12 protein-coding genes and 2 pseudogenes are annotated in these 13290 nt (G+C 67.2%); 5 read left to right on the top strand and 9 right to left on the bottom strand.

Annotated features, from left to right (window positions below; all coding sequences use genetic code 11):
• Nucleotides 1–134: 134 nt before the first annotated feature.
• Together ACWCO2_RS12680 and ACWCO2_RS12685 are read left to right on the top strand one after the other, a co-directional pair.
• Entirely contained in the window at nucleotides 135–1553 is a 1419-nt protein-coding gene (locus ACWCO2_RS12680; protein WP_450127871.1) for an FAD-dependent oxidoreductase, read from the top strand.
• A gap of 120 nt (nucleotides 1554–1673) precedes the next feature.
• Nucleotides 1674–2162 carry a nuclear transport factor 2 family protein gene (locus tag ACWCO2_RS12685; protein WP_450127872.1) on the top strand — a complete coding sequence of 163 codons (489 nt, stop codon included), beginning with the start codon at nucleotides 1674–1676 and terminating at the stop codon, nucleotides 2160–2162.
• 5 nt (nucleotides 2163–2167) lie between these two features.
• Here ACWCO2_RS12685 and ACWCO2_RS12690 read toward each other — a convergent pair whose 3' ends face one another.
• From ACWCO2_RS12690 to ACWCO2_RS12705, 4 genes and pseudogenes are all read right to left on the bottom strand, one after another.
• Nucleotides 2168–2881, bottom strand: a complete 714-nt coding sequence (locus ACWCO2_RS12690; protein ID WP_450127873.1) for an IclR family transcriptional regulator — start codon at nucleotides 2879–2881, stop codon at nucleotides 2168–2170.
• 104 nt (nucleotides 2882–2985) lie between these two features.
• Nucleotides 2986–3567 carry a class I SAM-dependent methyltransferase gene (locus ACWCO2_RS12695; RefSeq protein WP_450127874.1) on the bottom strand — a complete coding sequence of 194 codons (582 nt, stop codon included), beginning with the start codon at nucleotides 3565–3567 and terminating at the stop codon, nucleotides 2986–2988.
• 110 nt (nucleotides 3568–3677) lie between these two features.
• On the bottom strand, nucleotides 3678–3971 hold the full coding sequence (locus ACWCO2_RS12700) for a hypothetical protein (protein WP_450127887.1): 294 nt from the start codon (nucleotides 3969–3971) through the stop codon (nucleotides 3678–3680).
• Between the two features lie 145 nt (nucleotides 3972–4116).
• Nucleotides 4117–4338 (bottom strand): annotated as a pseudogene (locus ACWCO2_RS12705) (APC family permease); the annotation flags it as partial.
• Between ACWCO2_RS12705 and ACWCO2_RS12710 the strand changes: the two are divergent.
• The gene (locus ACWCO2_RS12710; protein ID WP_450127875.1) at nucleotides 4322–4876 is read left to right on the top strand and encodes a hypothetical protein; all 555 of its coding nucleotides are present in this window, start codon (nucleotides 4322–4324) and stop codon (nucleotides 4874–4876) included. The pseudogene ACWCO2_RS12705 and the gene ACWCO2_RS12710 sit on opposite strands and share 17 nt — an antisense overlap.
• Before the next feature lie 61 nt (nucleotides 4877–4937).
• On the opposite strand, the gene ACWCO2_RS12715 is transcribed toward ACWCO2_RS12710, so the two are convergent.
• The gene (locus tag ACWCO2_RS12715; protein WP_450127876.1) at nucleotides 4938–5699 is read right to left on the bottom strand and encodes a DUF899 family protein; all 762 of its coding nucleotides are present in this window, start codon (nucleotides 5697–5699) and stop codon (nucleotides 4938–4940) included.
• A gap of 285 nt (nucleotides 5700–5984) precedes the next feature.
• On the opposite strand from ACWCO2_RS12715, the gene ACWCO2_RS12720 reads away from it, so the two are divergent.
• Complete coding sequence (locus tag ACWCO2_RS12720; protein WP_450127877.1) at nucleotides 5985–6443, top strand: winged helix-turn-helix transcriptional regulator; 459 nt, start codon at nucleotides 5985–5987, stop codon at nucleotides 6441–6443.
• A 266-nt stretch (nucleotides 6444–6709) separates the two neighbouring features.
• Nucleotides 6710–8026, top strand: coding sequence for a DinB family protein (locus tag ACWCO2_RS12725; protein WP_450127878.1), 1317 nt, complete (start codon nucleotides 6710–6712; stop codon nucleotides 8024–8026).
• Here ACWCO2_RS12725 and ACWCO2_RS12730 read toward each other — a convergent pair.
• The 4 genes and pseudogenes from ACWCO2_RS12730 to ACWCO2_RS12745 all read right to left on the bottom strand — a co-directional run.
• Nucleotides 8002–9483, bottom strand: a complete 1482-nt coding sequence (locus ACWCO2_RS12730; RefSeq protein ID WP_450127879.1) for a sodium:solute symporter family protein — start codon at nucleotides 9481–9483, stop codon at nucleotides 8002–8004. The two genes, ACWCO2_RS12725 and ACWCO2_RS12730, sit on opposite strands and share 25 nt — an antisense overlap.
• 425 nt (nucleotides 9484–9908) lie before the next feature.
• Entirely contained in the window at nucleotides 9909–11294 is a 1386-nt protein-coding gene (locus tag ACWCO2_RS12735) for an MFS transporter (RefSeq protein ID WP_450127880.1), read from the bottom strand.
• Nucleotides 11291–12511, bottom strand: coding sequence for a M20 metallopeptidase family protein (locus tag ACWCO2_RS12740; RefSeq protein WP_450127881.1), 1221 nt, complete (start codon nucleotides 12509–12511; stop codon nucleotides 11291–11293). The genes ACWCO2_RS12735 and ACWCO2_RS12740 overlap by 4 nt, the downstream gene beginning before the upstream one ends.
• Before the next feature lie 526 nt (nucleotides 12512–13037).
• A pseudogene (locus ACWCO2_RS12745) lies at nucleotides 13038–13199 on the bottom strand (response regulator transcription factor); the annotation flags it as partial.
• Nucleotides 13200–13290: the final 91 nt, after the last annotated feature.

A 13290-nucleotide genomic window follows, 5' to 3' on the forward strand; every position in this document is an offset into this window, starting at 1 on the left:
CCTGGCGAGGACGGCCCCACTGCCGTGTATTGGCATACATAAAGTGGGGCACCCGCAGTCCAGGCGGGCGCTGAGGTTCCGCTACCGGCACCGCCACGCAAAACGAGTTCAAAAACAGGTTCTGAGGTAGACCCATGAGTTACGACTACGACCTCGTCGTCATCGGCGCCGGAGGCGCCGGACTGGCTGCGGCGGTGTCTGCGGCGCAGCAGGGGCTGCGGGTGCTGGTGCTGGAATCCGAGGCCGAGATCGGCGGCTCGACTCAGCTCTCCGCCGGGATGCTGACCGCCGCGGCCACCGGCGTGCAGCGGGCGGTAGGCGTTGAGGACTCGCCGGAACGCATGTTCCAGCACTACATGGACCTCAACCAGTGGCGCGTGCTTCCCGGGCCGACGCGGATGTTCTGCGAGCAGTCGAGCACGCTCATCGATTGGCTGCTCGACCTCGGCGTCGAGATTCCCGCTCAGTTGTCCCGAAACGCGCACATGCCGGGGTTGACGCGCGCCGGTGTCGAGGACGTCTGGCGCGGCCACGTGCCGAAGGACCAGGGGTACGGGCTCGTCCAGGCCCTGGACCGGGCCCGCCAACGGCTCAAGGTCGATCTCGCGCTCGGCAGCCGGGCCACCGACCTGCTCCGCGACGGGTCGGCGGTGAGCGGGGTGGTCGTCGACGACACCCAAGTCACCGCACCTTCGGTAGTCGTGGCCTGCGGCGGACTGGCGCAGAACCCCGAGCTGGTCCAGGAGTACTTCCCGGACGCCGGGATCGCGGGCGACAGCCTGTTCGTCGTCGCTGCCCCGGGCAGCCGGGGCGATCACATCGCGCTGGCCGAGCAGCACGACCTGTCGCTGTTCGGCCACGGCTGGGGGTTGCTGCTGGTCACCGCCGAGTTCCAGCGGTTCCACCACTGGCAGAGCGGATTCCCGCCAGCGTCCCGGATCCACGTCGACTCCGACGGTCACCGGTGCATGGACGAGGACGCGCCGTACGCGGTCAGCCCCGGAATCCTCAAGGACCACGGCGGATTCGTCTGGGCCGTCTTCGACGAAGCGGCCCGCGTCGGCCTGCCACCCGGCTACGCCGACTGGTCCGCGGACCGAGTCCTCGACGAAGTAGGCAAGGGCACCGTCCGGTGCGCCGACACGCTTTCTGAGCTCGCCGCCCAGATCGGCGCACCGGCGGCGAACCTGATCCGGAGCGTCGAGCGGTTCAACGAGCTGTTCGCACAGGGCCACGACGAGGACTTCCTCCGGCACGAATCGTTGGCAGCCAAGCAAGTCGACCCGCACCTGCCGCCGGTGGCGACCGGCCCGTTCTACGCCGTCCGGATGCTCCCCGCCGAGCTGGTGTGCACCCACACCGGACTGCGCATCGACAACCGCGCCCGCGTGCTCGACACCGAGGGCCGAGTGGTTCCGGGGCTGTACGCGGCGGGTGAGGCGGCTGGCGGGATCCTGGGCGAACGCTACGTGGGCGGCGGGAACTCCGTGGCCCACGCCCTGGTGCTCGGCCGGCTCGCCGGGCAGGAAGCAGCACTACGTGGCGACGTCTGAGAACCCGCGGCGGTGCAAGTTGCGAGGGTGGGCTATGCGCCTGGCGGCGCATCGAAGACAAAAGATCAAAAACGAGGATCGAAGACAGGCTCCAAGAATCAACGAAACGGAGAGCGCCGAATGACCACATCGGACGATCGGGTCGCCATCGAACAGGTCCTGTTCCGCTACGCGAGAGCGGTGGACCGCCTCGACTACGACGGCATCCGGGACTGCTACTTCCCCGACGCCATCGACAACCACGGCGGCTACCACGGGCCGGTCAACGGGCTGGTCGAGGACATCCGTCAGCGGCACACCACGATCGACTCGTCACAGCACTTCATCAGCAACGTCCTCATCGACTTCACCGAGGCCGACACCGCCGAAGTCGAGTCCTACTGCCTCTGCTATCTCAGGCAGGCGCCGGTCGACGGTGCGACCGAGCAGGAACTGGCGATCATCCGATGCCGCTACGTGGACCGGTTCGAACGGCGCAGCGGCCAGTGGCGCATCGCCGACCGGGTCGTCGTCTTCGACGAGGTCCGCGCACAAACCATCACCGATAGCCTCGACCCAGACTGGGGCCGGTCCAGGAGGGACACCGCTGATCCGGTCTACCGGCAGTGATGGCCTCAGCGCACCCGCGAGCGTGACACGAACAGCTGCGCGCTCACCTCGCGGGCTGCTTCCACCACCCGCGGCGCCACCTTCTCGACCGCAGCGGGATCGACCAGCGACACACCGATGCTGACCTCCGACATCGTCGGCGGTGTCTCGACCCGCACCGAAACCCCGATGACGCCTGGGATCACGTGACCGGTGGAAAGGGCGTAGCCCTGCTCGCGCGCCGCCACCACCTCGGCGGGGTCGTCATCGCGGGGTGGCCGACCAGCCAGGATCGCAATACCGCCTGAGCCGCGGTCTATCGCGTGCCGCTGCCCCGTCCGGAACGCGATGTGCGCCGCGGCGAGCCTCGGCTCGACCACCAGCACCGCCTGCACCTCGGCATCGCTGACCGGCACCATCAGGTTCGCCGTCGCATCGACGGCGTCGGCGAGCCCCGCCATGACCGGGTAGGCCAAGCCGCGCAGATCGCTGTCCACCGCCGACGCCAGCTCCACGAGACCGTGGGCCAGGTGATACCGCTTGTCCTCGGTCCGCCGGACCAGGTTGTGCGCGGTGAGCGCCTCCAACATCCGGTGCAGCGCATTGCGGTTGAGCCCCAACGAGCGCGCCATCTCGGTCAGCGTCTCGCCGTCCGGACGCCGGGCGAGGTGCCAGAGGACCCGGATCCCCCGGTCGAGAGTCTGGGCCCCCGAAACCGAGGATCCTCGGTTGTCTTCCACGCTCACCTGCCGCCTCGCCGATCGCACGTCCAAACCAATCCTATCCAACCGGCCACCGCAGTTCGCTCTCCGAGCTCCACAGGATCATCCCGGTAGGCGCGGGTTCAGCGGGTGTGGACCGATACCGCGTAGTCGCCGTTGGTGAAGGGGGCTCGGTCCCACGTGGCGAATCGTTCTGTCAGCGTCAGGCCGGCCACTGCGGTGTGGGCGTCGTAGTCGGTGATCCCGTAGCCGCGGTCGAGGCTGAAACCGGCGATGAGCAGACCCCCTGGGCGCACGTGGCGGGCCACGCTGGCCACGAGTGCCGCTTGGGTGCCGGGGCGGGTGAACAGCGGGACGTTGCCGGCCATGACCACCACGTCGAAGGTTCGGCCGAGGTCGAGCTCGACCAGGTCGGCTTCGATCCACGAGATCTGCGGGGCCCGGTCCCGGGCGGTGGTCAGCATCGAGCGGTCGAGGTCGGTTCCCACCACCTCGATGCCGTGCCGAGCAAGTTCGATGGCCACGCGGCCCGTTCCGCAGCCGGCGTCGAGGGCGCTCGAAGGTGCGAAGGAGCGGACGAAATCGGCTTCGCCGTGCACGTCCTCCCCGGAGGCCGCGAGCGCGTCGAAGCGCCGCTGGTAGTCGTCGCCGTCCCACTCGGCAGGTCCGTTCGAAGCGATGTCGCGCCCAGTTCCTCGAAACATCCTCCGATCCTCACATCCCACTGACGCCGGTTCACAACTGCCCAGCGCGTGAAGCTCGGTGCCGGTCACGAGTGGACGTTGAACTTCTCGAGGTCTGTGGCGAGTGCGTCTTACACGGTCGGCTTAGCGCGCTTGAGGTACACGCTGTAGATGGCGCCTCCGATGAGCGCGAGCAGGAGTGGCAGGAGCCGCACGGCCACTGCGTCGGAGCCGGCGACGATGTCGAAGTTGACGATCGCCAGGACGACGATCGACAGCATCCCGAGCAGACCGATTCCGGGCGCGATGAAAGTGCTCCACCACCACCGGTCGTGGGCTCGGCGGAAGTGCACGATGATCGACAGCCCCGCGAGGGCCTGGAGGACGAGGACGCTCAGCGTTCCGAAGCCGATCATGGACGGCATCAACGAAGTGATGGGGTCGGCGCCGACGGTCGCGAAGATCCCCGCGACGCCCGCGGCGAACAGCGCCTGGAAGAGCCCCGCGACCTGTGGAGCCCCGCTGCCCTGTTCGCGCGAGGACGTTCGGCAGTATCCTTGCCCGCCCGAGCGAGTAGAGGTAGCGGCTCGCGGAGTTGTGGAAGGCGAGCATCGCCGCGAACAGGCTCACCAGCAGCAGCAACTGCATGATGACGGTCAGGAGCGGGCCGAGGTAGGTCGCTGCGAGGGAGAAGATGAAGTCGCCCGATTCCTCGTGGTCGAGCGCGGTCCGCTGAGCCTCGGCTGTTCCGGTCGCGCTGACGACGGCCCAGGCCGTGACGCCCAGGATCACCGCGATCGCCGACGACGAAGAGGTTGTAGCCCACCGTCGCGATCAGGCCGGCCACCAGGCCCCCGGTGCGCCCGAGGCCCTTGACGACGAAGGCGTAGAAGCCGCTGGCGTTCACGAGCTGCTTCGACATCTGCGCGTAGCCGATGGCGAAGAGCAGCAGCACGATCGCCACCAGGAAGAACGAGACCGGGGCCCCTCCCCCGTTGCCCAGCGCGATCACGAGGGCGGACACCACGACGATGCCGGTCAGCGGCGCGACGGCCGCGAGCACCAGGAACACGATGCCAGCCACGCCGAGCGCGTTCGAGCGCAGCCGCGTGTTGAAGACGTTGTCGTCGGCCGTGCTGAGAACGCTCTCGTCCGTCACATCGGCTCCCGAAGCAGGCAGATCGGCGCGAAACCCGTCCCCCGTGCGGCTTCCCTTCCCTCGGACACTGCGCCGCACATGCTAGGCAGGCCGACCGCGACCACGAGACCGAACCTGATCACGTCCACCCGAATGGTGCAGCACCGCCCGGTATGCGAAAAAGCCCGTTGAACTGCGCTTTCGCTTGGTTCAACAAGCTTTTCACTCCCGCCGGATTTGCCACTTCCGACGATCAGGACCCGGTGGTCAGATCATCGGAGTGACCGGCCGCGAGTCGCGCCCAGTGCGGGATGGGACGGCCGTCGGCGCGCATCCCCTCGCTCGCCTGGGGCCAGCCGCTGGGCACGTCCTGCCACGGCTCCTGACGCCCGAACACGGTGAGATCCATGAGCTCGTAGCTGTTGTCCATCGCCTCGACGCCTCGGCGGGTCGTCCAGTAGGTCTCGAAGACCCGGTTCCCGTCCCGGACGTAGCAGACCAGGTGCATCATGCCGACGTGGCGACCGACGAGCAGCTCGTCGAGGGAGTCCTGCGCCGAGTACCACGGCATGTTCCAGCCCATGAACTCCTTGTAGCGGGCGCCTTCGTCGTGCGGCCCTTGGCAGACGATCGCGTAGGTGATGTCGCGGGAGTGGAGGTAGGACAGCTCCGCGACCTGGGTGGCGCACCAGGTGCAGCCCTCGCACTGCTCCGGCGCGGGCCGCCCCGCGTTCCACATGTAGTAGTAGGCGATGAGCTGCCGACGCCCTTCGAACGCGTCGAGGAGGGTGACGGGCCCATCGGGCCCGATCAGCTCGAGGCCCGCGTCCACCTCGACCATGGGCAGCCGCCGCCGGGCCGCGGCGATCGCGTCGCGTTCCCGGGTGAGCGCCTTCTCCCGAACCCTCAGCTCGTTCAGTTCGGCCTGGAAGGCCTCCCGGTCGACGACCGGGGGCAGGCTCGGCGCATCGACGTCGGCCGCCGGCCCGCCCGAGTTCGTCGATTCATCCTTCATGACTTTCTCCTCCCGTTCTTTCGGCAGCAGTGCCGATCCGGCGGGCCGCGGGCGAGGACGTCCCGATTTCCGTTCGGTCGGTCTCCTCGCCTCACACCGCGGTGAGACACCCGAAGAGCCTCCAGTCGAGGGCCTGCTGGGCGACGTGCGCGCACATCGACGCGAAACGACACCTGTTACTTGCATCACGATAGTGATGCAAGTTGCGTCATGCAAGCTGTTGCCGCAGAGCGCAGCCCGTCCAGCACGGCTTGCATCACACAAGTCCCGAGTAGTATCGGCATCGTGTTGGGCCGACTGTACGAACGCGAGAACTGCTCCGCCGCACGCGCTCTCGAGCTGGTGGGCGAGCGCTGGAGCCTGCTGATCATCCGCAACGCCGTCTTCGCCGGCATGACCCGCTTCTCCGAGTTCGAGCGCCGGCTCGGCGTCGCGCCCAACGTCCTCGCCAAGCGCCTGGAGTGGTTCGTGTCCACCGGGCTGATGGAGCAGCGGCCGACCAGCGACGGCGCCAACGAGTACGTCCTCACCCCGAAGGGGCGCGAGCTCGGGCTCGTGATCATGGCACTGACCGAGTGGGGCGACCGGTGGGCGGCGCCGGACGGGCCGCCGATCGTCTTCCAGCACGAGGAATGCGGAGGCTCCGTGCACGTGCCGACGAAGTGCGAGGCGTGCGGCCGATCCCCGGAGATCGCGGAGATCGTCGCGGTACCCGGCCCGGGCGCAGAACCCGGCCGCCGCTGACCGGGCTGGCCGGTTCACGGGGTTGCCGCTCGTTGCGCGCGGCCGGACGGGCCCAGCGCTGCTCCCCCAGTCAGCTCCTCCACGCCTACTTTCCCTTGTTCCGCAACGAAAAACGCGACCGCGGAGGTAGGCCCCGGCGCGTGTGCGGTGCCAGAACTTTCAGGCGCCGGTCGGCGCAGTTCAGATTCTGCGCAGAAACCACGCCCCGCTCAACCAGCAAGGACCACTGACCAGAACACCTCCCAGCGTGCAAGGGGATCCCTGGGATGGTCGCTGCACCTTCGTCGACGGTCAGTGCTCCGGACGTCACGACGCCCTCCTGGAAGACGGGCTGCTCCATTCGGTCGATGATGCTCGGTTTTCCGGATGGTTCCGGTTCATCCGATCAAGGATGCGACCGAACCGATGATGGGAGGGCGATGCCGAAACAAGAATGGCGGACGCTGCCGGATGGACGCCGCATTCCGCTGAAGAACCCGAAGGGACGCAGCGGACCGGTCGCTCTCGCGGTCGGCACAGCGGTGGTGCTCGGCGCGTCAGGCGGGATCGGCGGTACCACCGCGGTCGGCGGATCAGCGGGTGGGGCCCTCTCCGCCGCCGAATCCGCCGTCGTCCGCAACATCCAGTCCAACTTGAGCAAAGCGAAGAAGACTGCGCGGCGAGGAGATTCCCGACGCGCCTGGCAGCAGTTGCGGATGCGCAAGGGCAAGCAACAGTACAAGAACGCGGTCCCTTTCGGCCAGGAATCCCGGCCGGCATCCGATTCGTGTTCGACACCGAACCGACCGGCTCGGCACACTTGCCCGCGAGCTAGCGAGATCATCGCCGACTGCTGGCTGGCTCGCTGGATCCGGCGTCCTCGCCCGCCACACCGGCAACATCGCCTCGATGCGGCCGTTCGGTTGGAAACACCGACAAACCGCGAACTCCCACGCTGTCCGCGAAAGGAAGCACACGACATGAAAAACCCGACGCATATCACCGATGGCTCCGAGCGTCAGATACTCGAGTACATGCTCGACCACAACCGGGCCGAACTGATCGACACGGTGCGCGGCCTATCCGAAGCAGAGGCCCGCCGCCGTCTCGTCCCGTCCATGACGACGTCGATCGGACTGGTCAAACACGCCGCGTTCGCAGAAAGGAAGTGGTTCCAGCACATCTTGGGAGGTTTGCCGGAATCCGAATGCGACGGTCCGATGGTGGGCGAGGCCAGCTTCGTGGTCAGCGACCACGAAACGGTCGCCGACGTGATCGCCGAATTCGAGCGCGCCAGCAACCGCGCACGAACGATCGTCGCGGACATCGACCTCGACGCCACCCGAGGGCACCCTGCCTCCGGCACCGTCAGCCTGCGATGGATCTACCTGCTCATGATCCAGGAATTCGCCCGCCACGCCGGCCACAGCGACATTCTGCGCGAGCAGACCTGCGCCGCCCGCCGGACTTGTGCCAGACCGCCAGATCCCGCCCAGGCGGCCCCACAACGGGCTCGCATCAAGGGGCCGACTGAGCAGCAGTCCGGAGATCCTGCTGACCATTGTCGTGGTGGTTCCGCTCAGTTCCCCGCGGCGTCGCGCTGAGCGGGCTCCGCACCGGATGCCAACCGGCCCGCCGCTCGCGCCATGAACGCCTCCGCCGTGGCGTTGTCCGGTTCGCTCAGCAGACTGACGGCCACGTAGGCCACGAAGCTCATTCCCATCCCGATCAGGATGCGGGTCGCGTCACCTTCCCAGAACGCCGGAAGAGGAACACCGAGTTCGATCACGAAGCCGTACAAGATGAAACCTCCACCGGCCACGATCGCGGCCACCGCGCCGGTGCTGGTCCCCCGTCGCCAGAAGAAACCGAGGATCAGCGGCACGAACAGCCCTGCCGCCAACACCTCCGAAGCCAACGACAGCAGGTTCAGAGCGCTGGGCAGGCGCACCGCCACCACGAATCCCACGGCCGCCGCGAGCGCGGTACCGATCCTCCCGTAGCGCACCTTCGCTCGTTCGGACGCGGCAGGGCGCACGTACTTCACGAACAACTCCGCCATGTAGAGCGAACCGAGGTTGAGCGTCGTGCAGATCGTCGACATGATCGCGGCTGCGATACCGACGAAGACGATGCTCCCGAGCAGCGGGGACATGTGGTCGCGCACCAGCGCGGACACGATGCCTCCCTCGGGCAACCGAGCGAAGACCGCAACCGATGCGATGCCCGTGAAGACGACCAAGAAGTAGAGCGGAACGAACCCGCCCATGGCCGTCACAGCTGCCAGTCGAGCCCCTCGAGGGCTGCGCGCGGCCTGGATGCGCTGCCAGGCCGCACCATCGATCGTGAAGGCGAGTCCGAAGGAGATGATGTAGGTCAAGTTGGCGCCAATGCCGCTGAAGAGGTTGAAGTACCCGGGTCCGCGAACGGCGGCGACGGCTTGGCCGATGTTGTGCGGACCGCCCGCGAGCACGACCGCGACGACGACCGTCACGATGAGTCCGGCCAGCAGCAGCACGAACTGGATGGTCTCGGTCAGCACGACCGCCCGGAATCCACCCGATATCGAGTACACCAGTGACACCGCGGTGCCGAGGATGACCGCCGTCGCGTAGCCGATGCCGAAGAACGACGCGAAGAATCCCCCGATGGCGACCATCTGCGAAGCGCCCCAGAAGATCAGGTAGATCGTCAGCACCACCGAGAGCAGATTTCCTGCGGTGGCGTTGTAGCGCGACGCCATGATGCCGTTCTGCGACACCGAGCCCACCCGCCGGATCGCGGGCGCCAGCGCGATCAGCGCGATCACGGCGAGCACCGTCGGTCCACCGAGGACCCACCACGAAACCAGTCCCGATTCGAAGGCCTTGTCCACCGAGATCAGCGCGGAATTGGCGCCGTACCAGGTCGCGATGAACGCCAGCCCGAGCGACCACGACGGCATCGCGCGACCGGCCAGGAAGTAGTCCTCCTCGGTCGCGCTCCTCCGCTTGAACATCGCCACGGCCAACAGCACCGCGAAGTAGATCGCCAGACTGCCGACCAACCAGGCACCGGACATCTCGATCCTCGACTTCCCGCCGATACGGCAATCGTCAAGCGCCCTGCTCAAGGAGCAACGACTCTAGGAGTCCGCAACGAGGAGGAACCAGTCCGATTCCCACGGCATGAGAAGCTCGGCGATCTAGAAAGCGACGGGAACTTCGCGCAGTCACAGGCACGCAGATGCGGCACGGGTTCCCGGCGCCGTGGTGGGGTTGACCGTGCCATTTCTGGCGCTACGCAGCCCGAGTTCGCACATCGCGGCCGTGGGTGAATGTCCCGGCCCTAACCGGAAAATTCACCCACGAGCACGACGGCGAGATTGAAAAGCGCTCGATAGAACCAGTTGGCAACGTCGGCCATGCACTCCGGCCGAACCAGCGAAACGGCTCGGCCGCGCAGTAGCCAGCGGCTCCGGCGCCAACGTCCTGACCGGCCGGTGGTTCAGCCCGTCGCCTCGTGCAGTTCCTTGCGGCGCCCGTGTTGTCCGACCGACTTGTCCTTCAGGTCGATGCCCTTCGTCTCCGGCAGGCTCAGCACGACGAGGCCGCTGATCAGGCCGAGCCCGATGCTGTACCAGGTGAAGGCGCTGGCCATGCCTTGGCTGGCGAAGAACGTCTGCAGGTAGGGGGCGGTGCCGCCGAACAGCGCCACGGCGATCGAGTAGGGCACGGCCAGCCCGACCGCCCGGATCCGGGTTGGGAAGAGCTCCGCGTAGACGGCGGGCCCGATGGACGTCGACATGGCCAGGAAGATCAACGCGATCGACATCGCGAAGAACAACGACCACCCCGACTGGTTGAGCATCGCGTTCAGCGGAAAGCTCAGGACCGCGAGGCCGACGAGCGCGGTCAGCAGGATCGGCTTGCGGCCGATCCGGTCCGAGAGCGCGCCGAACAGCGGGCAGGCGACCAGGAAGACGATCTGCGCCCCGACGCCGGCCCACAACGCATGAGCCGGCGGCACCTTGATCACGTTGATGGCGTACGCGGGGGCCGAGATCGCCCACTGGTAGTAGAGAACGGTCATCCCCACGGTCATACCGATGACCTGGAAGAGCAGCTTGGGATGTGCCTTGACGGTTCGCCAGATGGTGCCCTTGGTGCGAAGGTGGTTCTCGTCCTCGTTCGCGGTGGGGTCGTCGTGGACGGCTTCCTCGACGAAGGTCTCGGTCTCGTGCATGCGCAAGCGCATGAACAGCGCGTAGAGCCCGAACACGCCACCGAGGATGAACGGGAGCCGCCAGCCGTAGGCGTTCATCGACTCGGCGGTCACCATCGTGGAAAGCACAGCGGCGAGCAGGGTTCCGGTGAGCTGCCCGATGGTGCCGGAGAAGTAGATGAGGCTGGACCACAGCCCACGCCTCTCCTTGGGAGCCGTCTCGGCGATGTAGGTCTGCGCGGAAGGCAGTTCGCCGCCGTGAGCCAGGCCTTGGGCGAGGCGAGCGAGGACCAGGATGATCGAGGCACCGATGCCGATGGTGGCGTAGTTCGGCGAGATGCCGATCAGCAGGCTGCCCACCGCGGAGAGCGCGACGCACAGCGTCATGGAGAGCTTGCGGCCCATCTTGTCGGCGATCCAGCCGAACAGTGCGCCACCGAAAGGACGCGCGACGAACCCGACCGCGAACACGACGAGCGTCTTCAGCACGTCGGAGACGGGGTCGTCGCCGTGGAAGAACTGGGAGGCGAAGAACGGGGTGAACGTGGTGTAGACACCCCAGTCGAACCACTCCATCGCATTGCCGGAGCCGATGCCGAAGAGCGTGCGGGCCTTGCTCTGGTCAGCGGAAGTCCGGATGTGGCCGCGAGACTCGTGCGTATCGCTCACGATGTCGCCTCCTCGGCGAAGGCGTCCAGCCTGCGGGCGGCGAGACCGGCGTAGACGGCTGCCGCGTCGGAGAGCACGGCCGGGTCGAAGTCCGCGCGTGGCGAGTGGTTCATCGGGGCGGTGTTCGGGTCGAGTCCCGGCGGGGTGGCGCCGATGCCGAGGAACGCCCCGGGGACAGCGGCGATGACCCGGGAGAAGTCCTCCGACCCCGACATCGGGTGGGGCAGCTCCTGGTAGCGCTCCTCGCCAAGGACGTTGCGGACCACGTCGGCGCCGAAGTCGACCTCGGCAGCCGTGTTGACGGTCGTCGGGTACTCCCGCTCGAACCGGTACTCGACGTCGACGCCGTGCGATGCCGCGACACCCTCCACCGTGCGCCGGATCGAGGAGGCGAGCAGGTCCGCGTTCGTCTCGCTGTAGCAGCGAACGGTCGCTTCGAACGTCGCGGTGTCCGGGATGATGTTGCGCTTCGTGCCACCGGCGAACTTGCCGACGGTGATCACGACGGGGTCGAAGATGTCGAAGGTCCGGGTCACCATCGTCTGCAACGCGGTGACCATCGCCGCTGCCGCGACGATCGGGTCCTTCGCCCGGTGCGGAGCCGATCCGTGGCCGCCGGCTCCTCGGACGGTGACGAAGAGCCCGTGCGAGGCGGACATGACCGTCCCGGCCCTGCTGGTGAACAACCCGGACGGCAGCTGGCTGGAGAACACGTGCATGCCGAACGCGGCGTCGACCCGATTGCCGGCAGCGTCGAGGACTCCTTCCTCGATCATGACACCCGCGCCGTCGAAGCCTTCCTCACCGGGTTGGAACATCATCACCACGTCGCCCTGGAGCGCGTCGCGGTGCTGGCACAGCAGTTTCGCGGCGCCGACCAGCGACGTGGTGTGCAGGTCGTGCCCGCATGCGTGCATCGCGCCGTTCGTCGCGGCGAAGTCGAGCCCGGTCTCCTCGCCGACCGGCAACGCGTCCATGTCACCGCGGATCAGCACGGTCTTCGGGTCCGCCGCCTCCCGTTGCCCACCGCGGAGCACCGCGGTCACCGACGTCGTCCTCGTTCCCGTCGTGATCTCCAAGGGGAGCCCCGCAAGCGCGGAGAGCACCGCCTCCTGAGTGCGTGGGAGCTCGAGCCCGATCTCCGGATGGCCGTGCAGCCGCTTGCGCAGCTCGGCCAGATCACCTTGCATCGCCGTGGCATCGTCGAGAAAGGTCATGCCCTGCTCCTTGCCTGACCGCGAACATCGGAGCGCCGGTTTTGTCCGAGCGCGGCGAACCCGGTTCCGGCGCAAGCCCTTCCGATCCGCCAGAGCCGGACCCTTCCGAACGCCGCGCCGGGCCGCGATCGCTCGATCGGACGGTAAGAGATGGGACGACCAGTGTCCAGCCGCCGAACCAGTTTCCAGAAGCAGAACAACTGAAGCCGAATCAGAACCAGCCCGTTCCACAAAGAGGGATGCGGGGCGGGCGAATCGATGCAGGGCATCCCCGACCTGAGCCGAGCAGCCACTCGACCGGCATCGGGTCCAGACCACGGTGCCGGCGAAGCACTGCCCCGCCCCGCAGGCGCATCCGGGGCGGGTACGGCCGAACGCGAAGCACGCCAGCACCAACACAAGACTACTGTGGACAGTTGATTTCCCGTCGGGGTCACCGGATCCAAACCCGATCCACTTTGATCTGAAACATGTCCACAAGGGATGCATCTCGCCTAATCAGCTTCCCACCTCGCCTGCACCTTCGTCATGACGAGCCTCCGTCCCATTGGGCACGTCGGGCTGCGAGTTCTGTTCGGGAGCGGATGCCGAGCTTCGCGTAGATGCGGGTGAGGTGGTACTGGACGGTTTTGACCGAGACGAAGAGCTCGGCGGCGACCGCCTTGTTGCTCTTGCCCTGTGCGACTAGAGCGTGTCTCTTAATTCCGGGAAACGGTGCGGCAGAGCATGATGGTGCTTGCGAGCAGGACACCGCCGAGGAAGGTCAAGGCGTACTTGTC

The organism is Saccharopolyspora sp. NPDC002376, assembly GCF_053593195.1.

Coding starts and splice junctions, on each gene's coding strand:
- ACWCO2_RS12740 (WP_450127881.1), bottom strand. CDS start 12,511: ATGACCTTTCTCGACGATGCCACGGCGATGCAAGGTGATCTGGCCGAG.
- ACWCO2_RS12700 (WP_450127887.1), bottom strand. CDS start 3,971: ATGCCGTCCATGATCGGCTTCGGAACGCTGAGCGTCCTCGTCCTCCAG.
- ACWCO2_RS12725 (WP_450127878.1), top strand. CDS start 6,710: ATGGTCGCTGCACCTTCGTCGACGGTCAGTGCTCCGGACGTCACGACG.
- ACWCO2_RS12685 (WP_450127872.1), top strand. CDS start 1,674: ATGACCACATCGGACGATCGGGTCGCCATCGAACAGGTCCTGTTCCGC.
- ACWCO2_RS12715 (WP_450127876.1), bottom strand. CDS start 5,699: ATGAAGGATGAATCGACGAACTCGGGCGGGCCGGCGGCCGACGTCGAT.
- ACWCO2_RS12730 (WP_450127879.1), bottom strand. CDS start 9,483: ATGTCCGGTGCCTGGTTGGTCGGCAGTCTGGCGATCTACTTCGCGGTG.
- ACWCO2_RS12695 (WP_450127874.1), bottom strand. CDS start 3,567: ATGTTTCGAGGAACTGGGCGCGACATCGCTTCGAACGGACCTGCCGAG.
- ACWCO2_RS12680 (WP_450127871.1), top strand. CDS start 135: ATGAGTTACGACTACGACCTCGTCGTCATCGGCGCCGGAGGCGCCGGA.